This is a genomic window from Paraburkholderia phenoliruptrix (assembly GCF_019511605.1).
GTDB lineage: Bacteria > Pseudomonadota > Gammaproteobacteria > Burkholderiales > Burkholderiaceae > Paraburkholderia > Paraburkholderia phenoliruptrix_A.
Genome location: NZ_JAEUAV010000030.1, coordinates 57,986 through 80,437, shown reverse-complemented (window position 1 = coordinate 80,437; position 22,452 = coordinate 57,986). Strand labels below are relative to the sequence as shown.

Here is a 22,452-nt window from a genome sequence, read left to right as displayed (position 1 = left end):
CGGCCCCAAGCAGGCGTTTGGATTGCCCCGCGACGTACTTCACGTGCCCATGCATACATACTTGGTGTCAACGTACTCTTCGATACCAAGGTAGGCCCCCTCTCGCCCCATACCCGATTGCTTGACACCACCAAACGGGGCGACGGCCGTGCTGATCAGGCCGCTATTGATACCGACCATACCGTACTCAAGGGCCGAAGAGACGCGCCAACTGCGTCTTGCGCTTTCGGTATAAAAGTACGCGGCAAGCCCGTACTCAGTGTCATTCGCCAATTGAATAGCCTCGTCTTCCGTATGGAATCGAAATACCGAAGCCACAGGACCAAAGATCTCTTCCTTGGCGACAAGCATCTCGGACCGCACATCCGTCATGATGGTCGGCTCGTAGAAAGTACCGCCGAGCGAGTGGGCCTTGCCACCGGTAACCACACGTGCGCCACGGCTGGTAGCGTCGTCAACCAGTTGTTGGACCTTGCGCAACGCGGCATCGTCGATCAACGGCCCTTGCGTAACGCCTGGCTCCATCCCGTTACCCACGCGAAGCGCACCGACGGCAGCATTGAGCTTTCCGACAAAGACATCATGGACGCTCGCGTGAACGAGGATCCGGTTGGCACAGACACATGTCTGCCCAGTGTTCCGATACTTTGAAACCATTACGCCTTCGACGGCTGCATCCAGGTCTGCATCCTCGAACACGATGAAGGGTGCATTGCCACCGAGCTCCAAGGACATCTTCTTCAGAGTTGGTGCGCATTGGGCCGCCAACACTCTCCCGACTTCCGTCGACCCCGTGAACGTCAGTTTGCGTACAACAGGGCTAGCCGTTAGCACGCCGCCGATTTCTCGAGAACTCCCGGTCAACACGCTCAAGACACCGGCCGGCACTCCGGCACGTACCGCGAGCTCGGCCATCGCGAGCGCTGACAGTGGCGTTTGTTGTGCTGGCTTGACAATGATCGTGCAGCCCGCCGCCAGAGCCGGAGCTACCTTCCGAGTGATCATTGCAGACGGGAAATTCCAAGGGGTGATGGCAGCGCAAACACCCACCGGCTCCTTGGCGACGACGATACGCTTGTCGGGCCACGGGGACGGAATAGTGGTGCCGTAGATACGCCGCGCCTCTTCTGCGAACCACTGGATGTAGGACGCAGCATAGCTAATCTCACCACGGGCTTCGGCCAGCGGCTTGCCCTGCTCCAGGGTAAGCAGTACCGCCAGATCTTCTTGGTTACCCATCATCAGCCTGTACCAGGCGTATAAGATTTGCGCACGCGACTCGGCAGTGCGGGCGCGCCACTCATGCAATGCGCTCTGCGCAGCAATGATCGCCCGTTGCGTTTCCGCCTCGCCCATACAAGGCACAGTCCCAATCAACTTTCCAGTCGCCGGATTGTTGATCTCGATTTGACGTCCGCTATCGGCGCCAGACCATTGACCGTCAAGCAAACATTCGGCCCTAAGCAGGCTAGCATCCTTCAATTGGATCATGAGATTTCGATGAATGAAATTGATTAATAAACGGAAGGAGCGATAGGCACCGGAGGCACGGCACCATTTTTGAAGTACGTAGCCAGCTCACGCGCCGCCCGCACTAGAAGCGTGGTGTCCACACCGACGGCAACGAACGAGGCGCCCGCCTCGATGTACCGCCGTGCCAACGTCGGATCTGCGCTTAAAATCCCTGCAGCCTTGCCCGCGGCCCTCACCCTGCGAATACCGTCCAAAATAGTCCGCTGGACTTCGGGGTGCCCCGGCTGCCCGAGGAATCCCATGGACGCAGACAGATCGGCAGGTCCGAAGAAGACACCATCGACGCCATCCACTGCAGCAATGGCATCCAACTGCTCGAGACCGGCACTCGTTTCCACCTGAACCAGGACGCACATCTCCGCGTCCGCCTGACGTAGATAGTCGTCCACCTGGTTCCAGCGAGACGAACGAGCCAGCGCACTGCCCACCCCGCGGATGCCGTTCGGCGGATAGCGTGTAGCCGCTACCATCTGGGCCGCCTGTTCGGCAGACTCCACCACAGGCACCAAGAGAGTCTGCGCACCGATGTCCAGGAACTGCTTGATCAACGGCACGTCACCAATCACGGTCCGCACCACCGGATGCACCGGATACGGTGCCACAGCCTGCAATTGCGACAAAATCTGACGCACGTCATTAGGCGCATGCTCACCATCGATCAACAGCCAGTCGAAGCCGGCCCCAGCCAAGAGCTCGGCGGCATATGGGTCAGCTAAGCCGATCCACAATCCGATCTGCAAACGGCCATCCTTCAGTGCTGCTTTGAATGTGTTGCGCGGCATCTCCATGGGCGGTCCTCAGACGAAGCGGAACTTCAGCACACCCAGTGGGCCGTAGTCTGCCTCAAAGGCATCGCCGACCTTGGCCGCCACCGGTCTCGTGAACGAGCCAGCCAACACAATCTGCCCGGGCTGCAAAGTCTCGCCCCACGGCGCCAACTTGTTCGCAAGCCACGCAACACCGATGGCCGGATGCCCCTGGACGCCTGCCCCAAGCCCGGTCTCCTCTACCACGCCGTTCTGACGCAAGACCGCCCCGCACCACGGCAGGTCGACTGAGGCCGGCTCGATCCGCCTGCCGCCGATCACAATGCCCGCGTTGGCTGCGTTGTCGCTGATGGTGTCGAACACCTTGCGCATCTCCTTGGTTTCTCGGTCGAACTGTTCGATGCGTGAGTCGATAATCTCGATCGCCGGTGTTACGTAGTCGGTCGCGGCCAGCACCTGCTCCAGACCAATCTCGGGGCCTCGTAGCGGCTCCTTCAGCACGAACGCCAACTCCACCTCTACCCGCGGCGCGATGAAGCGCGATCTCGGAATCTCCAATTCCTTGCCGTCGGCGCAGGTGTACAGCATGTCATCCAGCAACGTGCCGTAGTCGGGCTCGGTAATCTGGCTAGCTTGCTGCATCGCGCGCGAGGTCAGGCCGATTTTGTGGCCGATCACTTGACGGCCTTCTGCCTTTTGCATCGCCACCCAAGCGCGGCTGATCCTGTAGCCGTCTTCCAACGTAATGTCCGGGTACCGCTTGGAGAAGTGTTCGACCTGCACCCGAGTCCTCTCGGATTCATGCAGCTCGGCGGCGAGTTCCTGAATGAGTGATTCGCTGAACATCAGTTCTTTCCTTTCTGGAACAAGGGATGCAGATTGCCGAACTTTGCGTCGTAGACTTCGGGTCCCACGTCGATCTGGAAGGTCAGTCCGATGCGCCGCTTCTGGAGCAAGGGGGCAAACAGCGTCCTCGCCGCCTCAGCGATAATCTCGCCCGCTCGCCGCTGCACGACCGCGCTGCGCCCGCGTCCCATGCGAAGGTTCAGGTAAGCGAAGCCGTACTCGCCCGACTCGCCCGCCGCCACTGCGGCGGCGCCGCCATCGCCAATGGCAAAGCTAGGTGCCGGATAGGCGAGCACCCGCGCGCCGCCGGTCGGGAAGACCTGCTCGTCTTCCTCGTCCCGGATGGTCAGCATCGCGTCAGCCAGCGCTCGGCACACCGCGGTCATGTCGACGTCGCAATCAAGGTTGCCGGAGTAGAGAATGACAAGATGTGGCATATCAGCCGTTCCACGGTGTCACAGGGAAAACGGCGTTGATCTGGCCCGTGCCGGAACTACCAAAATACGGCGTGATCACCTCCACCGGCTGATCGTAGTCGGTCCAACCCAGCGCGCCCAATAGCATCGCTGTGTCATGCATACCACCCTCGCCCCAGCACTTCTCGTTGTACATCTGCAGCATCGGGCAGAACGTCTTCCAGTCGCCCTGCTCCCATAGCTCCACCACACGACGGTCTACTTGCTCCAGGAAAGGATCCCAGACTTTGTGCATGAACTGCGGCGCCGTGCCGTTCTCGGCGAAGCGGTGGCTGAGCGAACCGCTCGCCAGAATGGCCACCGTGCCGTCGTAGCGCTCTTCGATCGCCTTGCGTACCGCTTGACCTAACTTGACGCTGGCGGCCAGTTCGTGCCACATGCACCATCCCGACACACTCACTACCTTGAAGTGTTGGTCTTCGTTCATGTACCGCATCGGCACGAGCGTGCCGTACTCGAGCTCCAACGTGGTGTCGCTGTGCGCCCGCGTCGCCACGCCCATGTCGTTGGCGACGTCGGCGATGAGCTGGCCCAGGGCAGCGTTGCCTGGATACTCGTAGGGGAGATTCTTGATGAAGTGCGGTAGTTCGTTGCTCGTGTAGCAGCCGGAAAACTTCTGTCCGCAGTTGATGTGGTATTCGCTGTTGACCAGCCAGTGCACGTCGAATACCACGATCGTGTCGACACCCAACTCCCGGCAACGCCGGCCGATCTCTTTATGACCATCGATCGCAGCTTGGCGGCAACCCTTGTTCGGACCGTCCAGCTCGCTCAGGTACAACGACGGTACGTGAGTGATCTTCCCGGCCAACGCTAGCTTGCCCATGCCTAAACTCCCCAGTTCGGGATGTGGTGGCTGCCCATAGACACCGCCACGTTCTTCGGTTCACAGAACACTTCGTAGCTCCACGTGCCGCCTTCACGGCCGGTGCCCGAGGACTTTGTGCCGCCAAATGGCTGTCGCAGGTCGCGTACGTTCTGACTGTTGACGAAGCACATGCCGGCTTCAATTGCTGCGGCCACGCGGTGTGCCCGGCCGATGTTTTCCGTCCATACGTAGCTCGACAGGCCATATTCGATATCGTTGGCCAACGCTATCGCGTGAGCCTCATCGCGGAACGGAATCAGGCAGGCCACCGGCCCGAAGATCTCTTCCTGGGCGATGCGCATACGGTTGTCAACATCGGCAAATACCGTCGGCCATACGAAGTTGCCGGCCTTGACCCGGTCCGGCAGATTCGGAGCGTACGAAGGACGATCTAGCCCGCCGCATATCAGAGTCGCTCCCTCCTTCGGGCCCAACTCAATGTAACTGCGTACCTTGGCCAGATGCCCTTTGCTGATCATCGGGCCAACGATCGTCTTCTCGTCCAGTGGGTCGCCAACGGTGATGCGCCTCGCACGCTCCGCGAAGCGCTGCACGAAGTCGGCATAGATGCTCTGCTGCACCAGGATGCGGCTGCCCGCAGTACAGCGCTCACCGTTATTCGAGAAGATCATGAATACGGCCGCGTCCAATGCTCGGTCCAGGTCCGCGTCATCGAAGATCACGAATGGGCTCTTGCCACCCAGCTCCATGCTGAACTTCTTCAATCCCGCCGCCTTGACGATGCGGTTGCCAGTCGCCGTCGATCCAGTGAACGAGATCGCCCGCACGTCCGGGTGCGACACCAGAGGCTCTCCGGCGTCCTGGCCAAAGCCATGCACCACATTCAGTACGCCTGCCGGAATGCCCGCTTCCAGCGCCAACTCGCCGAGGCGCGCCGCCGTCAACGGCGACAACTCGCTCATCTTGAGCACTGCCGTGTTACCGAATGCCAGGCACGGCGCTACCTTCCACGTCGCCGTCATGAACGGCACATTCCACGGGCTGACCAGCGCGCATACGCCCACGGGGTGGAATAGCGTGTAGTTCAGATGCGTCGGTGTCGGGTAGGTGTGTCCATCCACGCGCGTGCACATTTCGGCGAAATAGTAGAAGTTGTCGGCTGCACGCGGGACCAATTGCTTGCCAGTCTGCGAGATCGCCTGCCCACAATCGTTGGTTTCGATCCGTGACAATTCCGGCACGTTCGCGGCAATCGAGTCGCCGAGCTTGCGGACCAAGCGGGCTCGCTCGGCCGCCGGTAGACCGGCCCACTTAGGAAACGCTTCCTTGGCCGCGGCCACCGCGGCCCGCACCTCAACCCCGCCACCTGCTGCAACCTCGGCCAGCACTTCCTGCGTCGCCGGATTGACCGTCTCGAAGTAGCTCGTACTTTCAACGTTCTTACCATTAATCAGATGTTGGATACGCACCTTGAATTCCTTATCGGTCAAACTTATCGGCCAAACACAGCATCGCCAACGATGATGTTGCGCAGGCTCCCGATGCCCTCGATCTCGCAGACCACCTCGTCGCCCTCGTTGATATTGGTCACGCCGTCTGGCGTGCCTGTCAGGATGACATCCCCCGGCAGCAGCGTCATGAAGCGACTCAGGTACTCGATCAGCGTTGGTATGTCGGCGATCATGTCTGCGGTGGTGCCACGCTGTGCCACCTCGCCGTTGATTCGTGTACTGAGTTGCAACGCATGTGGGTCCGGCACGTCGGCAGCGTCGACAAACCACGGCCCCAGCACAGTACAGGTGTCGCGGTTCTTGACCCGCAGATTCGGGCGATACCAGTTCTCCAGGTAGTCGCGGATCGCGTAATCGTTGCACACGGTGTAGCCGGCGACGTGCGTCATCGCGTTAGCCGCCTGCACATTCTTCGCCGGCTTGCCGATTACAACCGCCAGTTCGCACTCGTAGTGCATGAAGGTGACGTCCTTCGGGCGACGTGTCTGCGCGTTGTGGCCAACCAGGGTACCGGGGCCCTTGAGGAAGACAAGTGGCTCGTCCTTGGCTGTTACCATCAGTTCCCTAGAGAGTTCCTTGACGTGGTCGGCATAGTTCAGCCCAAGTGCGATGATCGTGCCGACCTCGAACGGCGGCAGCCATACCACTGCGTCCTCGGACGCCGTGCGGCCATCGGCCAGCCGCACGCCATCCTCATGCGGCGTAGCGGTGTGGATCGCTCCACGGTAAGCAACGCGTGCCGTCTTCATACGATCGCTCCCCGCAATTCGCCAATGCCCTCAACACTCGTTTCAAATCGTTGGCCTTGGCGCACACGCGGCATGTCAGCGCATACACCCAGCATCAGAATGTCGCCAGGCGAAAGCGTCATGAACTCCGTAACGTCAGCCAACAATTGGGCAGCTGGACGGATCATCCCACCCATCGACGCAACCTGACGGAGTTGCCCGTCGACCTTGACGGCGATCGATACTGCATTGGGATCCCCTACAATTGACAGCGGCGCAACGCTGGAGCCGACAAAGCATGAACCGTCGTGCGCCACAAAACGAACCGACGGGCGATAAAAGCTGTCGTGCGGCACGCTCAGGTCTGCAATCAACATCACGCCCGCAAAATGTGCAAGTGCGTCGGTTTGCGCCAAACGACTAGCCGTGCGGCCTATCACTAGACCAAGCGTAGCACCCACCTGCAACGAGTCGACCTGCTCTGGCATTACGATGGAAGCGCCGCTGGGCGACAAGGTATTGCGTGGCTTTATATATAGCACTGGCGCCTTAGGAGGGGCCTTGTGAGGCGGCTGAAACGCAGCATTGCCAATCTGCTCCAATGCTTCACGCTGGTTTAGCAGCGGGCCATAGACCGTTCCGGAAAGGCGGTAAGGCGGATCATCAAGTGACACTGGGAGCGGTATGCTCATCATTCAGCCTAGAAAATATATCGGGACGCGTGACACCAAGTCGACACTGCGCTCACAGAAACGTCGTCAGCATCTTTACCGTGAGCACATTCTCCGTAAGCGTGATCTCACGGCGCAGAAGGGTCCAGCCCTCGGGGGACTGGCGCAGCACGTCCATGCGGCGGGCGCCAAGCACCATGTTTTCGTACTGGTTACGGTTTTGACGTACAAGAACGCGGCTCGAAACCGCAATCTCTAACGCTCCGTCGACTTCATTTACAGAGGTGACGTATACGTTCGAAACCAGATGCACCACCCGGGAGACCGGCTCTTCCGCCCAATGCACGCCGGTGCGGATCTGCTCGATGCGCTTGGCCAGCGTCCACTTCCCTTCCTCAAACCAGCCAATGTCGACGCCTTCTTTCGTTGTCTCCCTTTCCGCGAGTTCGGTGTGACGTGCGTTGCGCTGGAGCGGCATGAAGTAGACAAGGTCGCTGTTCAGCGTTGCGAGCCATTCCTCGTATTTCCGGTTATCGAGAAGATCCGCCTCACGGTAGAGGAATCGCTCGGCCTGCCAAGTCAGCTCGCGCAGTTGATTGGAGTCCATCACAAAAGTCTCGACTGCGCTCACGAATTGCCCTCCTTCAGGCTGTTGAACACCGGATCATGACCACCCATCAAGTGATCCCACGGCTTTCCCTCCATGTAGTCCGACCACCGTGTGTAGAAGGTCCGCGGATTCTCTTCGGAGATCTGTGTCGATACGTTCCCCGGCAGCGTCTCATGCGCTCCCGCACGCCCCAGGGATTGCTGGTAGTTGTAGGGATAGCGACGCGCAATGGGGCCGGCACTTGCTTCCGTAGCCATTTGCCAGTTCTCAATGTCGTCCTGTTCCGTCATGCCGGCAGGGCCTTGGTAGCGCATAAAAAAATGACGCAGTAAGTCTCGAACTTCCGGGGGAGCATCTTTATCAATGAGATACCAACGCCACATCTCTGTATGCATCGGACCATGCGGATGAAAAACCGTGATCGACCTTGGTTGGCGACCATTGAAGCTTGTGTTCGGGAAAATCGTGCAGACGAAAGGAAGAAGCCGGGACTTTTCACCCATGCGCCGCTGGCGTTCCTCATAGCAACGTCGGAAGTACTGCTCGACCTGCGGATTATCTTGATACGCCTCCGCGTAAGGAAGCATCTCCGGTTGGATAGCGCTATGAGCGCCGTGGCCTGCCGGGAAATTGACCCACACATGCTGGGCACCGGAGAGCTCGTCGTCCCGACGGCCCTTTTTGCCGGCCTGGGCACTAGGCCCAATGCCAATGTCATCGACGGAGCGATGGCTGGGATTGTGGTAGGTGTCGCCGAGGAAGTTCTCAGCACCGATCTTCCAGTTCGCGGGAATGATCCACTTCTGAACTCCGACGAACACCTCGGTGTCGCCCGGCACGCCATTCAGGCCGTCGACCGCCAGATCCAGGTGTTCCTTTGCGTCCCCAAGGTAGTCAAGCAACGAAGGCGCGTCTTTGTCCCAGGTTGCCCAAATCGTTCCCTTGTAGTTCTCGAGTTGAGCCACTTCGATCAAGGACCAGGTTTCCTTGTCAAGGTGTTCTTCGTAAAGTGTCCCATACATGGGAACACCAAACAGCTTGCCTTCGGTGGTATAGCTCCAAGCGTGGTAAGGACAAGTAAATTGCTTAGTATTGCCCTCATCGTACTGGCACACCTTCATGCCGCGATGTCGGCAGGTGTTCAGAAAAACGTGAAGCTTGCCCTTTTGATCGCGACAGAGGATCACTGACTCGTTTCCCATGCGCGACGTGAAAAAGTCTCCTGGATTCTTGACTTGGCTTTCGTGGCCTACGAAAAGCCAAGCCCTTGTGTAGATCCGTTCGAGCTCAGCCTTGAAGACCCCGTCATCGGAAAAGATTTCGCGCTTGATGAGTCCAGCATCGCGATCGACACATTGTGTGAATCGACCGCGGCCGATTGAGTCGGCATCGATGCATTGGATAAAAGGTGCTTCTTGCTTCATGTGTCTGTTTCCTCGTAAGTCACTGCTAGCCTATGAATTTCTCGGCATAGAGTTGCCGGGCGGGAATTTGCTTGTCCTTCAGAATGGCTCTAACGGCGTCTACCATGGGCGGCGGTCCGCAGACATAAATCGAGGAGGACTGGTCAATCGACAGGGCCTCCAGGAGTTGCGTCACACGCCCCCTTCGGTGAGACGAACCCGGGCTGATCTCGTCGCACGACACGTGGATTTGAAGACCGGGCAGCCGATCCTTGAATTGTTCTATCCGTTCGATTTCGAACAGCTGGCGCTCATGACGCGCCCCGACGAACAACGTGAGCGCTGCTGAGCGGATCTCCGGGCGCTCTTCTTGGGCAAGTTGCGCGAGCATCGACAGAAAGGGCGCCAGCCCCGTCCCCCCTGCAACCATGACCTTCGGGCGAGCATCGCCCCGCAGATAGAAGGTGCCGCGTGGTGCACTGAGACTGACGCTCTCTCCTGCGCGAGCCTCGGAAGTCAACCAGTGGGAAAAGCGTCCATCAGGACGCAATGCGACGTAAAACTCAAGCCGCTGGGAGCCCGGCGGGTTTGCCATCGAAAAGGACCGCTCGAAGGAACCATCAGGGACCGTGATGTTGACGTACTGGCCCGGCAGAAAAGAAACAGCACCTTCTGTTACCAGCGTCAATGCGATCGTGTCCTCCGCTACAGGCTCGATCCTTTCGACGACTGCCGCGCAGCCCGCATCGGAAGCGGCGAGCGCATCGTCCGCGCAATAGGGAAGTTCAATGGTAGCGGGTTGCGTCGCCTTTGCCCTGCACACCAACACGACTCCGTTAGCGCACTCGGCTTCTGAAAGCACATAAGGACTAAACTCCTCCATCTCGAGCATGCCGTGAGATACCTGCGCTTGGCAGGTCCCGCAGTTACCTTGCTCACAGTCCACTAGCAGAGAAAGCCCGCGATCACGGGCGCCAGTCAAGATGCTCGTCCCTTCTTCGAGTTGAAGCGTATTGGTTTGGCCGTCTGAGAAGACGAGCTTGACGGGGATTGTGTTCGACATATTGAGGCCAGCAACGTGAAGGGCAAAGGCATTGTCCGCTCTACGGACCGACGTTTCGAATAATAATCAACCCCGTCCATTCATCAGCGACCGGACCCGTCATTGTCCGCACCTCGGACACTTCGATCGTTCATCACGATCTTTAACGCCTCAAACATAGAATCATCTGAGTACCAATCCACATGTGCGATGTCATCAGCAGCCAGACACCCTTCAATTTACGAGGTTCACTGCGGGCCGCCGATCTGGCAGTGATGAATCGCTCGCAAAACGTTGGACCTTGGGTTGCGCCGTGCCAAGTTGCCTGATCCGGTCAAAAGTCCAGATTGCTCAGAGTCCATAAAGGAACCCCATGACAGCCAATCGCGTTCTCATATTCGGTGCGAGCGGGCACCTTAGCTTGCCCGTTGCACGTTGGATCAACTATCGGTCGCCTCAGACGTTGCTTCGGCTCGCGACGCGCAGCGAGGTCAGCAAGGGGGCGCTCGCGAGGCTGTTCCCAAACGCGGAGTTAGTTACGGCTGACTATCTTGATCCTGAATCGCTAGCCGCCGCATTCTCTGGTGTCACGGAGGTCTTCGTCGTAACACCGGATTTTCTTGACGAGGATCGGGCAATGACCAATCTGGTCAACTGCGCTCGTCAATCGAAGCAATTGCGACTCATCGTACGGATCCTCGGCAATTTGCCGAATGTCACACTGGACAATCTCACCCCTGAGCTTCGAAACTTTGGCGGCGGCACCGCCACCCAGCACTTTTTAGCACGCTCGATCCTCGACGCCAGCGGCCTGCCCGTCACGTATCTCAACATGAGCGCGTATCTGATGGACGATCTGGTGCGCTGGAGCGGCCCTATCCGCCAATATGCGACCCTGCTGATGCCCTATGAGCGCCGTGTGGCTTGGGTTGACCCGGAGGACGTGGGCGAGGCCGCCGCGCGCATCATTCTCAGCGGGGATCGCCGCTATGTCGGCCAGCACTTCAATGTGGAGAGCGGACAGGACATCCTCACGTTCAGACAGGTTGCCGAAATGCTAAGCGATGTGCTGCATTCTCCAATCGCTTACGACGACAGCGTTGAACGCTGGCTAAATATAGTAGGCCCCCGTTACAATCAAATCTTCGGCGCGAAAGGAGCGGACTACTATCTGCAGTTCTACCGGTTTGAACAACTGCACGAATTGGCAGTATGCACATCGAACTCTCTCGGCATGTTGCTTCAGCGCCCTCCTACAACGCTGCGGTCATGGATCAAGGCCAACACGGCTGCGTTCGACCCGCCACGGTTAATGTGACAGTGTCTCGACAAGAGCTTTCCAACAGCACTTCCGCAAACAAGGGACCAGAGAACCGGCAATTCATGTATTCCAACTGATGTTTACCCGTTCTATTGGTGCCCTACTTCGCAGTGTTGTTTGCTGACGCGACAACGTCGCGGGTTCGTTTCGCGTCAGGCTGTTCGCACCGCAACGGCCATCAAGCGATGCGCCTCGTCATTTTGGTCTGTAGAATCCGCCCAGCGGACACCCGGACCTGGCACACGCCGGGAGCGTCTATGGAGGCGGGAAAGGAACTCAATGGCAGATACGGAAAAAGGCAATGATAGCGTCCGAGCGGTCGGACGAGCGCTCGAAATACTCCTAGCATTCACCCCAGCCGACTTCGAACTGTCACCTGCCGAATTGCTCAAACGCGTCGACTTAAGCCGCCCCACGCTCTATCGATTGCTCCATACGCTGGAGGTGAACGGATTCCTGGTGTCCTCGGGAGATCCCCAGAAGTTCCGGCTAGGATCGTCCGTGGCGCGGCTGGCTCATGTCTGGTCATCGAGCAAAGATCCGGCAGCAGCGGCAATGCCGATGATGCGCAGATTGCGGGAAGTGACCGACGAGACCGTCGGACTATATGTCAGGCAAGATGACTATCGGCTCTGCATTGCGGAGGTACCGAGTACCCAACCGCTCAGTTTCCGCAGAGGCGTCGGATTTCAGGATCGGATCTCCCTCGGCGCAAGCGGCAAGGTCATCCTGGCTCACTCTTCCCTGGAACCCCGTCAACTGAGGCAAATGACGCAGCATACAGGCGTAGACATCGCCGCATTCGTCAAGGAACTCGACAAGGCCAAGGCGCTTGGATACGCCATCAGTCGGGATGAGCAAATCCACGGCGCCACCAGCGTCGCCGTACCCTTCTTTGATGCGTCCGGCACCGTCGCCGGCTCCTTAGCTCTCTACGGGCCGAGCGTCCGATTCGATGCAAAGCGCCTCGAGCGCTTCACGAGTCTGCTGCTATCGGAGTCCGCTCATCTTTCACGGACGATGGGGTATCAGTTTTTTGAAGAGCAACGCTGACCCCAAGAGGGCTTTATCATTCCTCGGATCACTTATTGCGAGCCTTCCAACGCCCCTTGGAAGGCCACATTTTTTAGAGGGAAGCCCACGTCCGATCGGAATCGCAGGCAGCAGCAAATGCCAATGTAGCCCAATCCTCTCAATGTAGTTCAGCGGCGGATGAAGGACTATCATGAGAGGCGACCATCTGCTCAATTTTCCCCACTACCGCCTGTGCGTCGGCGAGGTAGTTTGTGATCGCCTTGTTTACCGTGAGAACGGAACTCATCATGACGATGGTCCAGTAGGCCGCTATATCGTTTCCGTCGTGGATCGGTAACGAGATCGAGCAGGTCCTGGGAACAATGCCGCCATCCCGAAATCCACAGCCAAGCAACGTAACGTCGCGGATCAGGCCATTCAACTGATTCAGATCCCCGCGCTGACCCTCTGGCTGAGCAGCGTCGACGGACGCAAGAATCCGACGCTGCCGCTCATCAACAGGCAAGGACGCAAGATAAGCTCGTCCCGGCGAACTATCCACCAATGAATGCCGCTTCCCGATTCGCGGATAGCCCAGCGCACGAGGAGAGCGGAAGATTGCCCGAGTCACCATGGCCCCCCCCTCCTCTACGTGAAGGTACGAAGGCCAACAGATGCCCTCGCTGAATTCCTTGATCAGCGGCTTCGCAAGTTCTATCACATGGGCACTCGACCCATATCCGCACGACAGATGCGTAACCTTTTCGGTCAGGCTGTAGACATCGGTAACCTCATCGCGAACGACATAGCCCGCCTTCATAAGGGTTTCTAGCACTCTGTAGACGGTCGGTCTTGGTAACGACGACACCCGGCTCAGTTCAAGGGCCGTGAGATAGTTATTCGTGTTCAGAGCCTTCAGGACCTCGAGGCCGCGCAGGAAGCTCCGGATAGTGGCATCCCTCATCATATCTCCACGAGTACTGTCATCTTTCACGAATCTTCGAGAAATCTGAATCCTCAGGAAGTTCCGTTACTCGACCACCTGAATCTCAAGTTATCACGCTGTAATTTTGCTGTCCACCAGACGGTCAGCTTGTTGGTGTAACCCCTACTTTGATCGTCAATGCCACACAACGACGAGGCGTCGTTGTACACCTTCGATGATCAGTTGTAGTTGTGTAGTTGATCAGCCACGACCCATGGCATGAGCTGATCGACGCGGTTGACGGTGTGATCAGCGATGCGGGCAAGTACGAAGCGCAGATATGCCTCGGAATCGACATTGTTCATCGTGACTGTGCCGATCAGGCTGTAGATCGCGGCGGCACGTTTGCCACCCGAATCGGCACCCGCGAAGAGGTAATTGCGCCGGCCGATGGCCACGCCACGCAGGGCGCGCTCAACCGGCAGGTTATCGATCTCGGGTAGCCCGTCATCGCAGTAGCGCGTCAGCGCCCCCCAGCGGTTAAGCGCATCGAGGAATGCGCGGCTCGTATCCGATTTCCGCGAGAGCGTGGCAAGCCTATCGCTCAGCTACGTGTGAAGTTGCTCGAGCGAAGGCTTGGCGCGCAACTGGTGATAGGCGCGACGCTACTCGGGAGGTTTGCCACTGATTACTTCTTCGACTTTATAGAGCGCGCTCCTGCGCGACATTCGCGATCGAACGAGTTGGATCGTTCGCTTGCGCCACGACCATTGTGCGGAACGCCTTCGAGCAGTTCTTGGAGACGAGTCGTTGACCAGGTGCCTTCGTTTCCCCAGACTATAGATTTTTCGTTTTCTTGACGATGGCTGCCAAACCAATACCACTTAGCATAAGCATGCCGGAAAGGATGTAGAGCGCAATGTCCATACTGCCAGTGCTCGTTCTAATGCGTCCTATCGCCCATGGACTCACAATTCCACTAAGCATGCCGACGCTGCTGACCAAAGCGACGCCGACAGCCTCTCCACTGCCCGTTAGGTAGGCAGGCGACACTGCCCAGAAGATTGGAAGTGCAGCAAAGATAAGGAGCGTCGCGATAGAGAGAATCGCTAGCATCGTGTAAAAATTATTTGAATGAAGCGTCAATGCAAAAAGCGCCGCACCACCGCCCGTCGTACACAACCCGAAATATCCGCGCCTCTCTCCCGTCCGATCAGACAGATTAGCGATCACAAGCAGGCCAACCGCCCCAATCGCGTTAGGGATGGCACTACAAAGACTAATGGACACGACATCATTAATTCCGAAATCTCGTATTATTAACGGTATCCAAAAATTTAACGCAAGAGCCGCACAGGAAAGCGAGAAATAGACAAATGAAAACATATATATAAACGGGTTGAGCACCGCCCGCATTACACCGCGAACGCCGTGCACTTGTACTTCACTTTGTTTGGCCTCACAAAGTTCCGCTACACGATCCTTCTGCGCCTGTGTCAGCCAGTTTGCATCGTGTGGCTTGTCCACCAAGGATAACCGCACGGCAAATGCGAGCAGTACAGCGGGGATGCCCTCCAGCACAAACATCCACTGCCAACCGTATAATTCCATAATCCCATCCATGTAATGCATTATGGATCCCGAAACTACACCACCAAGTACCCCAGCTAGGGCAACGCCTGCAAAAAAGACTGCCATGACGGTCGCACGGCGGCTTCCCGGGAACCAGTAGGAGAGGTAGACAACGATGCCCGGAAAAAAACCGGCCTCAAAAACACCTAACAAGAGGCGCAGCACGTAGAAGTGCTCCGGCTGAGAAACGAACGCCATGCTGGCAGACGTCAGCCCCCATAAAAACATGATTCGCGAAAACGTCTTCCGTGCACCGAAACGCACAAGCAAGATGTTACTGGGGACCTCAAAGAGTACGTATCCAACATAAAACACCGACGCTCCGAGGCCGTACATCGCGTCACTGAACCCCAAATCGCGCTTCATTTGCAACTGCGCGAATCCGATATTGATACGATCAAGAAACGATATAACATAACAAACAAACAAAATCAGCACTATTCTTCGGGAAATTTTCACAAACAAACGACGGTCATAATCAGATTGGTACAATTGATCAGCAGCCAAATACGCATTCACTTTTCGCCCCTCTTTTTTATCAAAATTTAACACTCAAAGTGTCCGTAGGCTTACATCCTAAAGCATGGCACTTTAAACGTTTTTTGCATTTCAATTGACTCTCATTGCCGGACGCTCCCGATCCGGTGGGAAAATGCGCCAAGCACCGTCTCGATGACGAAAGAAAAAGAGGGTAATGGGACTACCCGCCCTTAGTGTCTCGACGCATATATAGCATTCGTCTTTGGACCGTCCGTTTCTGAACTCCGTAATCCGAACACGCTTCGCAGGCTCAGGACCGAGCCAATCCTCAACGATCGCACGCAACGAGTTTTGCTCGCTAGCCATCAGCCTCTCCTTCAACGTACCTAGTGCAACGGTCCTGACCGCAAAGGTGCGACAGAATTTACCCCACGCAGACTGAGTGCTCTTGATCCGCCATGACTTTTGACCACGAACTCCTGCCTCGGGAGACTAGAAGATATGGCGAATGCCCACTGCGGCACCGAAAGTCGAGCCTGTAACGCCATACAAGGCACCGTTGGCCGATAGTCCGGTATTCATCTTGCCGTGATTGTTCACGTAGCCGGCCTGCGAATACAGCAACGTCGCCTTCGACAGGTTGTATGTCAATCCCGCTGCAGCAAGGATCGAATGGTTAGCCTTGTCGTTTCCGTCGCTGGCGTACCAGACCCCCGCGTCTGCATCCACGAACGGCGTGAATTGATACCTCAGGCCGCCACTGCATACGCGCTTGTCAAACGATCCCGCGATCTTGAGATTAAAGTACACGGCCTTAACCGTGAGCTTTTCATATTGATAGCTGGCACCAATCGTGCGGCCTGAAAACGGCACAACGCTCGGGATCGGCGTCGATGCGGCGGTGCCTCCGGCGTTGCCGCTGTACATAGCCGCGGTGATGAGAAGCTGGCCATACATGTAGTTGATGCTAGCCGAATACTGGCGACCGGCCTGGAAGTCACCAGCCGCGCCACCGAGCGCGAGCATCGCGCTACCTTGGAATCCCGCGATTACCGGGCTCGAAAATGAAATCGAGTTCGAAGTGTAGACCCCGGTCGCGGCCAAGCCGCCGACATAGATCGGCACCGCGCTGCCAAAATAGGAGACGCTTCGCGCGTCAGTGGAAATCAGCGAATCGACAAACGGCGAACGCTGTACACCGGCCTTGACCGTACCGTAGTCGCTTGAAATCCCAACCCAAGCTTGGCGGCCGAAGAAGTTGCCATTTGAATCGGTAAGTCCGCCGCTTGAGATATCGATGCCGCTTTCCACCGTGAAGATCGTCTTCATGCCGCCGCCGAGATCCTCTGTACCCTGAAGTCCAAACAGCGACGGCGTCATCCCGCCAGAGATCATCTGCAGCTGATGGCCGGTGTTCTGTCCAGTGGACCGATCGACCGACCTACTCGTGAAAAGAAGTCCCGCATCCACAATGCCATACAGTGTCACGCTGCTTTGCGCGTGCGCAGACATCACGACAGTGCCCAGCAGCGCGCCTGCCAGGCACGGGATGCGAGTGCGGAATGAAACTGCTGACATATCAGGTTACCTAAGGTAATGTTTTTTTATTCGTCGCTGCACCTCGGCACCACTCAGAATTAGAATGGAACGACGGCCTTCAACCAGAGGGCGCGACCTTCTGTCCGATTCCTGACATCAGTTTCAAATTCGTACTTCAGCGTTGCAAACCAACCCTTGCCGCTATCGTACTTAATTGATGGCCCGATGGCCAAAGCCCTACCTCGGTTGTTTAGCACAACGTTTCCGCCTTGTCTGTCATCGGTCGTCTGTTGATAAAGGTACCCGCCCACTCCGAGTATCCATCCATGACCCACTGCATAGCCTGCCGTGTAGTCAATAATCAATTCCTGCCCCGATCTGTAATTCGTATCCCGATTAATCGAGTTGAACGTGTACATGATCTTGAGATCGCCATTGAACCCTCGCGGATTAATGTAAGAGAGGCCGACGATAGCTTGAGTCGCCCAATAGTTGCGTCCGATATTGGCTAGGTCGTTTTTGTTATATGAACCAGTGGGAATAAAGGCATCGATGCCGATCAACGTATGAAGGTTTGGGCTAAGATGCCAGCCCAGCGCCGCTCCCACGGTTGCGTCGCCGATGCCCGTTTTGGTTTGGCTAGCGCCCGCGGCTTTGACGTTTAAATTGACAAGCGGCAACAATGCGTGGAACGCCATCGAGCCGCCGAGCAACTGCTGCTTTGGTATCCAAACCACCCTTGGAACCAAAACCGTCGCCCGGACACCGAATCCGGGTATCGGAACCTCCTTGCCGTCATTTCCCCGAAATGAATCCGCCGTATAGTACTCGCCATAGGCAAGGCCATAGAGGCCAGGAGGGGGGACCGCGCAACAGGTGTAGTTTTCCGCTCCCGGAGAATAGATAGAACCACCGCCTTCCGTTGCGCGAGCCATGGGGCCGAACGACACAAGCGCAACCGCAAGCAGGTATCGAGATTTTTTGGTGAACATGAAACACCTCCGCCTTCTATCGCGATTTGTATAATAAGTATTAGTTAGGATTCCTAACTTACTAGCTTAGCCTGACAGATACGATGACAACCAAAACAGAGAAGATGGTCTGAAATTTTTTATGTGCTCATGTGTTCTTGTACATGGGCAGTTCAGCTGACGAGATTTCTCCCCTCCCAATACCGGTCGCGCAGTTCTTTCTTCATGAGCTTGCCCGCTGCCGTTCTGGGGAGCTTGTCCACGAACTCCACCGAGCGAGGGACCATGTACCGGGCGACGCGACTCTTGCAGTAGGCAATCAGCTCATCGGCCATGGCGGCCGACGGCACCACCCCATTGGCGAGTTCTACAACAGCCTTCACCTCCTCGCCCATCTCCTCGTTCGGCACCCCGAACACTGCTGCGTCTCCTACTAACGGATGCTCGATCAATGCGTCTTCGATTGCTTGCGGATAGATATTGACGCCGCCAGAGATGATCGTAAAAGCCTTCCTGTCGGTGAGATATAGATAACCGTCGTCACGGACCACACCGACATCACCCCCTGTCACCCAATCGTCGTGCGCGGGGTGACGAGCGGCACGGGTCTTTTCGGGGTCGTTGAGGTACTCGGGCAGTGCGCCTCGCTTTCCAACGAGGTATACCGTTCCGGCCTGCCCTATCGCCGCCTCGGTGCCGTCCTCCAAGCACACCTTCACGCGTGCCGGATCTGCACGGCCCACGGACCCGCGATGTCGTAACCATTCATCGCAGCTGATGGAGGTAATTCCGGCACTGTCCGTACCACCGTAATATTCGTGCACGATGGGCCCCCACCAGGCAATCATCTGGCGCTTAACATCTATGGGGCACGGCGCTGCGGCGTGCACAGCGACGCGATGGGACGACAGGTTAAAGCGACCGCGCACCGACGCATCGAGCTTTAACATGCGCGCGAACATGGTCGGCACCCACTGCGAGTGCGTCACTCGGTAACGATCGATCAACTGCAGCGCCATTTCCGCGTCGAACTTTTCCATCATCACCACCGTGCCGCCAGCCATGTGCACTGCGCGGCAAAAGCGCATGGGCGCGCCGTGGTAAAGCGGTGCCGGCGACAGATAGACGGTACTAGCATCGAAGCCATAAAGTCCGCCGGTCTCCGACCATCCGGCCCATGGCTCAGACGCTGGCATGTCGGGCAAGGGGCGCAATACACCCTTTGGCTTGCCGGTAGTGCCGGAGGTATAGGACATGATCGTGCCCATCATTTCGACGTCAAGACGCGATGCGTCGTGCTCTGCGATGGCCGCTTCGTAGTTCTCCCAACCCGGAAGCTCGCCGTCAGCAACAAGGCGGATCTGGCAGTTGGCGATTTCAGCGTTCACTGATCCCGCGACTTCCCCTTGCGCCATGGTCGTGACGATAGCTTTGGCCGAGCAGTCGTTGATCACATAGGCCATCTCCTGGCTATTGAAGTATTTGTTCACCGGCACAGCACACAGGCCAGAGCGTAGCGCTGCCCAGATTACCGCCATGTAGGACAGGTGGTTCTCCATGTAAATAGCGATCCGGTCTCCTCGTCGAAGTCCGCGTGCATGAAGAAGCCGCGCGACGCGCATGGACTCCGCATCCAACTGTCCATAGGTGAGCGCTCTGCCTGTACTCGCGTTAATGATTGCAGGTTTATTAGGTGTTTCCTGCGCTCGCGTTCCGATATACACAACTAACCTCCCGTGGCTTGACTGCCAAGGACGATGGTCCCGGCAGTCGCAAACATTCCACCTACCCCATGGCATACCGAGATGTTCACCTCCCCTTGCTGCGCCGGTGCCGTACCTCGCACTTGCCTAACGCTTTCCTGCAGGGCAAACATGCCGTACATCCCAGAGTGCGTATAGCAAAGACCTCCGCCGTTGGTATTTACCGGCAGACGCCCGCCAGGAGAAGTGTTCCCTTCAGCAATGAAGCCAGCCGCCTCACCTGGCTTGCAGAAGCCCAAGTCCTCAAGTCCGTACAGTGGCAAATGGGCGAAGGCGTCGTAGATCATTACGTGATCGACATCGCTGTGCATAATGCCTGCGCTTTCGAACGCCGCCTTGCCCGAGTCACGGAAAGCACGCGAGCTCGTAAGGTCCGCCATCTGACTGATCATCGGCGATTCAGCGCTTTCCCCCGTCCCGTAAACGTAGACAGGCTTGTTAGGGAAATCCGCAGCACGTTCGGCGGCGACCAGCACAAGAGCGCCTCCGCCATCGGTGAGCGGGCAACACATCGGCAGCGTGAACGGATAGGCAATCTCCCTGGCGCCAAGTACGTCGGCAACGCTCATAGGCTCCTTGTGCAAGGCACGCGGATTCAGCGCCGCCCACTTGCGCTGCGCGACGACGACTTCGCCCAATGCTTCGCGCGTCAGTCCGTGCCGCTTGAGATATCGCAGCACCGGAACAGTGAACATCGTAGGGGACGAGATGGCCCCATAGGGGGCCTCGAACTGCCCTGGTAGCGATCCGGGCGGCGGCGGCCACGGTAAGGGGGGGCTTGCGATACGCGATCTGCCGCTCTCCGCATGTACGACCAGTACGGTCTTGCACAGGCCCGCAGCGATCGCAGCTGTGGCGTGCCGCACGTGGAGCATGAAGGAGCATCCCCCCACGGCGGTGCCATCGAGCCAGGCCGATTTCACACCGAGGTAGTGCGCCAGCATCGAAGGCGACTCACCGGCGGTGGCAATGCCATCTATATCCCGTGCCGTCAAGCCCGCGTCTGACAGAGCACGCAGGGCCGCATCAGCACTCAATCCGATCTGCGACTGATTAGGAATCTGACCCAAGTGCGCCGTCTCGGACGCACCGACAATTGCTATCCTTGGCTTCATTCGGCGTCCCGGGGCTCAAAGAAGGGTAGAGTGATCTCGTCGTTCTGGACGACGAACGACACTCTCAAAGGCATATCGAGAACCAGGTGCTCTGGCGTTTGCGGACAATTGATGACGTTGGTCATCATCGTGGGTCCCTCCTCGAGCTCGACAACGGCGATGGAATATGGGGCCTCGATGCCTGGCGCGGGTTTGGCGCTGATGACATAGCTCAGCAGGGATGCCAAGCCACTTGCAGCATGGGGCGCTACATTCTGGGAACTGCAGCAAGGACAAAACGGGCGGGGCGGGAAGTAGATATGCTCGCACTCGACGCAGCGCTGCAGCAGCAGCTCTTTGCGCCGGGTGCCTTCCCAGAAGTGCGCCGTTTCTGGTGTCGGCCGCGGCAGCAGCCGACTGGTGGTTTCGCTCATTTCGCGCTCCGCAATACAAGGTGTCCCGCATCCAGCACGATGACATCCCGCTCGACGGCAATGCAGCGGAAGGCATACTCATCGGTGCCAATGCGATAAAACTGGGTTCGCAACCGCTCGCCGGGGTAGATAGGAGTCGAGTATCGGACCTGAATCTGCTGTACCCGTTGCTCGTCAAGATCGCACAGCGCACGAATGGCCGCGGCACCCGCATAGCCGAACGTACAAAGGCCGTGCAAAATGGGGCTGTCGAATCCCGCCCGGCGAGCGACCTCGGGATCCACGTGGAGGGTGTTGCGATCACCATTGAGGCGGTACAGCTGCGCCGCATTGGTCGGAATGTGGTCCACGGTCTCTACGTCCGCAGCCCCATCAGGGACCTTCGTTGTCCCGGAGCTCCCTCGAGTCCCGGTTGCGCTGGCTACCACACCAGCACCCGGGAATACAAAGCAACCACCCACAGTGGCCAGATGACTGTCCGTCCCGGGCTCGAGTACACGTTGTTCGAAGAAGATGGACACACTCTTGCCGGGGCCGCGATCGAGTACACCGGCGATACGCCCTTTGACATTCACTCGCCCTACCGCCGGCAACGGCCGATGAATGATCAGGCTGCTCTCGCCGTGCAGCATCTTTCTGACATCAATACCGGTATCGGCTTGTCGCAGCCAAGGCAGGTGATGCGCCAAAATCATCGCGAACATCGGCGTGCATACCAGCTTCTCGTCAAAGACGTACTTCAGTTCGGTTTCTGCCTGCCCCATTCCGATGCTAAGCGCATAAAGAACGACATCCTTGTTCGTATAGTCGAGTGCAATCTCAACGTCCGGCAGGCTCCTGATTCTTTCCAGATTGAGCATCTC

At 57.6% G+C, this 22,452-nt stretch carries 21 protein-coding genes and 1 pseudogene; 2 read left to right on the top strand and 20 right to left on the bottom strand.

All coding sequences use genetic code 11. From position 1 onward, the window contains the following. Window positions 1-39: 39 nt before the first annotated feature. The 11 genes from JNB89_RS27270 to JNB89_RS27220 all read right to left on the bottom strand — a co-directional run bounded on the left by JNB89_RS27270 (window position 40) and on the right by JNB89_RS27220 (window position 10,437). Window positions 40-1,491: an NAD-dependent succinate-semialdehyde dehydrogenase gene (locus JNB89_RS27270; protein WP_220364271.1), complete on the bottom strand. Its 1,452-nt coding sequence runs from the start codon at window positions 1,489-1,491 to the stop codon at window positions 40-42. Between the two features lie 23 nt (window positions 1,492-1,514). Next, window positions 1,515-2,321, bottom strand: a complete 807-nt coding sequence (hpaI, locus tag JNB89_RS27265) for a 4-hydroxy-2-oxoheptanedioate aldolase (RefSeq protein WP_220364270.1) — start codon at window positions 2,319-2,321, stop codon at window positions 1,515-1,517. Window positions 2,322-2,330: 9 nt separating this feature from the next. Further along, complete coding sequence (gene hpaH, locus JNB89_RS27260) at window positions 2,331-3,146, bottom strand: 2-oxo-hept-4-ene-1,7-dioate hydratase (protein ID WP_220364269.1); 816 nt, start codon at window positions 3,144-3,146, stop codon at window positions 2,331-2,333. Beyond that, window positions 3,146-3,583 (bottom strand): 5-carboxymethyl-2-hydroxymuconate Delta-isomerase, encoded by a 438-nt coding sequence (locus tag JNB89_RS27255; protein ID WP_220364268.1) that lies wholly within the window; start codon window positions 3,581-3,583, stop codon window positions 3,146-3,148. The genes hpaH and JNB89_RS27255 overlap by 1 nt, the downstream gene beginning before the upstream one ends. A 1-nt stretch (window position 3,584) precedes the next feature. Further along, window positions 3,585-4,448: a 3,4-dihydroxyphenylacetate 2,3-dioxygenase gene (gene hpaD, locus JNB89_RS27250; protein WP_220364267.1), complete on the bottom strand. Its 864-nt coding sequence runs from the start codon at window positions 4,446-4,448 to the stop codon at window positions 3,585-3,587. A gap of 2 nt (window positions 4,449-4,450) precedes the next feature. Continuing rightward, on the bottom strand, window positions 4,451-5,920 hold the full coding sequence (gene hpaE, locus JNB89_RS27245; RefSeq protein WP_220364280.1) for a 5-carboxymethyl-2-hydroxymuconate semialdehyde dehydrogenase: 1,470 nt from the start codon (window positions 5,918-5,920) through the stop codon (window positions 4,451-4,453). Between the two features lie 23 nt (window positions 5,921-5,943). Further along, complete coding sequence (locus JNB89_RS27240; RefSeq protein ID WP_220364266.1) at window positions 5,944-6,711, bottom strand: fumarylacetoacetate hydrolase family protein; 768 nt, start codon at window positions 6,709-6,711, stop codon at window positions 5,944-5,946. Continuing rightward, window positions 6,708-7,364 carry a fumarylacetoacetate hydrolase family protein gene (locus JNB89_RS27235; RefSeq protein WP_346656233.1) on the bottom strand — a complete coding sequence of 219 codons (657 nt, stop codon included), beginning with the start codon at window positions 7,362-7,364 and terminating at the stop codon, window positions 6,708-6,710. The genes JNB89_RS27240 and JNB89_RS27235 overlap by 4 nt, the downstream gene beginning before the upstream one ends. A 70-nt stretch (window positions 7,365-7,434) precedes the next feature. Continuing rightward, window positions 7,435-7,992 (bottom strand): 3-phenylpropionate/cinnamic acid dioxygenase subunit beta, encoded by a 558-nt coding sequence (locus JNB89_RS27230; RefSeq protein WP_220364264.1) that lies wholly within the window; start codon window positions 7,990-7,992, stop codon window positions 7,435-7,437. Continuing rightward, the gene (locus JNB89_RS27225; RefSeq protein WP_220364263.1) at window positions 7,989-9,395 is read right to left on the bottom strand and encodes an aromatic ring-hydroxylating oxygenase subunit alpha; all 1,407 of its coding nucleotides are present in this window, start codon (window positions 9,393-9,395) and stop codon (window positions 7,989-7,991) included. The genes JNB89_RS27230 and JNB89_RS27225 overlap by 4 nt, the downstream gene beginning before the upstream one ends. A 25-nt stretch (window positions 9,396-9,420) precedes the next feature. Then, window positions 9,421-10,437: a 2Fe-2S iron-sulfur cluster binding domain-containing protein gene (locus JNB89_RS27220; protein ID WP_220364262.1), complete on the bottom strand. Its 1,017-nt coding sequence runs from the start codon at window positions 10,435-10,437 to the stop codon at window positions 9,421-9,423. Between the two features lie 352 nt (window positions 10,438-10,789). On the opposite strand from JNB89_RS27220, the gene JNB89_RS27215 reads away from it, so the two are divergent. Then, on the top strand, window positions 10,790-11,734 hold the full coding sequence (locus tag JNB89_RS27215) for an NmrA family NAD(P)-binding protein (protein ID WP_220364261.1): 945 nt from the start codon (window positions 10,790-10,792) through the stop codon (window positions 11,732-11,734). Window positions 11,735-12,016: 282 nt separating this feature from the next. Beyond that, on the top strand, window positions 12,017-12,790 hold the full coding sequence (locus JNB89_RS27210; RefSeq protein ID WP_220364260.1) for an IclR family transcriptional regulator: 774 nt from the start codon (window positions 12,017-12,019) through the stop codon (window positions 12,788-12,790). Window positions 12,791-12,929: 139 nt separating this feature from the next. On the opposite strand, the gene JNB89_RS27205 is transcribed toward JNB89_RS27210, so the two are convergent. The 9 genes and pseudogenes from JNB89_RS27205 to JNB89_RS27165 all read right to left on the bottom strand — a co-directional run bounded on the left by JNB89_RS27205 (window position 12,930) and on the right by JNB89_RS27165 (window position 22,449). Next, window positions 12,930-13,745 carry a helix-turn-helix domain-containing protein gene (locus JNB89_RS27205; protein ID WP_220364259.1) on the bottom strand — a complete coding sequence of 272 codons (816 nt, stop codon included), beginning with the start codon at window positions 13,743-13,745 and terminating at the stop codon, window positions 12,930-12,932. 170 nt (window positions 13,746-13,915) lie between these two features. Next, a pseudogene (locus JNB89_RS27200) lies at window positions 13,916-14,404 on the bottom strand (IS66 family transposase); the annotation flags it as partial. 109 nt (window positions 14,405-14,513) lie between these two features. Further along, window positions 14,514-15,827 carry an MFS transporter gene (locus tag JNB89_RS27195; protein WP_220364279.1) on the bottom strand — a complete coding sequence of 438 codons (1,314 nt, stop codon included), beginning with the start codon at window positions 15,825-15,827 and terminating at the stop codon, window positions 14,514-14,516. Window positions 15,828-16,280: 453 nt separating this feature from the next. After that, window positions 16,281-17,366 (bottom strand): porin, encoded by a 1,086-nt coding sequence (locus JNB89_RS27190; RefSeq protein WP_220364258.1) that lies wholly within the window; start codon window positions 17,364-17,366, stop codon window positions 16,281-16,283. A 59-nt stretch (window positions 17,367-17,425) separates the two neighbouring features. After that, the gene (locus JNB89_RS27185) at window positions 17,426-18,319 is read right to left on the bottom strand and encodes a SphA family protein (protein WP_220364257.1); all 894 of its coding nucleotides are present in this window, start codon (window positions 18,317-18,319) and stop codon (window positions 17,426-17,428) included. Between the two features lie 152 nt (window positions 18,320-18,471). Beyond that, window positions 18,472-20,022, bottom strand: a complete 1,551-nt coding sequence (locus JNB89_RS27180; RefSeq protein WP_346656232.1) for an AMP-binding protein — start codon at window positions 20,020-20,022, stop codon at window positions 18,472-18,474. A 2-nt stretch (window positions 20,023-20,024) separates the two neighbouring features. Further along, complete coding sequence (locus tag JNB89_RS27175) at window positions 20,025-21,176, bottom strand: thiolase C-terminal domain-containing protein (RefSeq protein ID WP_220364255.1); 1,152 nt, start codon at window positions 21,174-21,176, stop codon at window positions 20,025-20,027. After that, entirely contained in the window at window positions 21,173-21,589 is a 417-nt protein-coding gene (locus JNB89_RS27170) for a Zn-ribbon domain-containing OB-fold protein (RefSeq protein ID WP_220364254.1), read from the bottom strand. Before JNB89_RS27170 ends, JNB89_RS27175 begins: the two co-directional genes overlap by 4 nt. After that, window positions 21,586-22,449: a MaoC/PaaZ C-terminal domain-containing protein gene (locus tag JNB89_RS27165; RefSeq protein ID WP_220364253.1), complete on the bottom strand. Its 864-nt coding sequence runs from the start codon at window positions 22,447-22,449 to the stop codon at window positions 21,586-21,588. The genes JNB89_RS27170 and JNB89_RS27165 overlap by 4 nt, the downstream gene beginning before the upstream one ends. Window positions 22,450-22,452 lie beyond the last annotated feature (3 nt).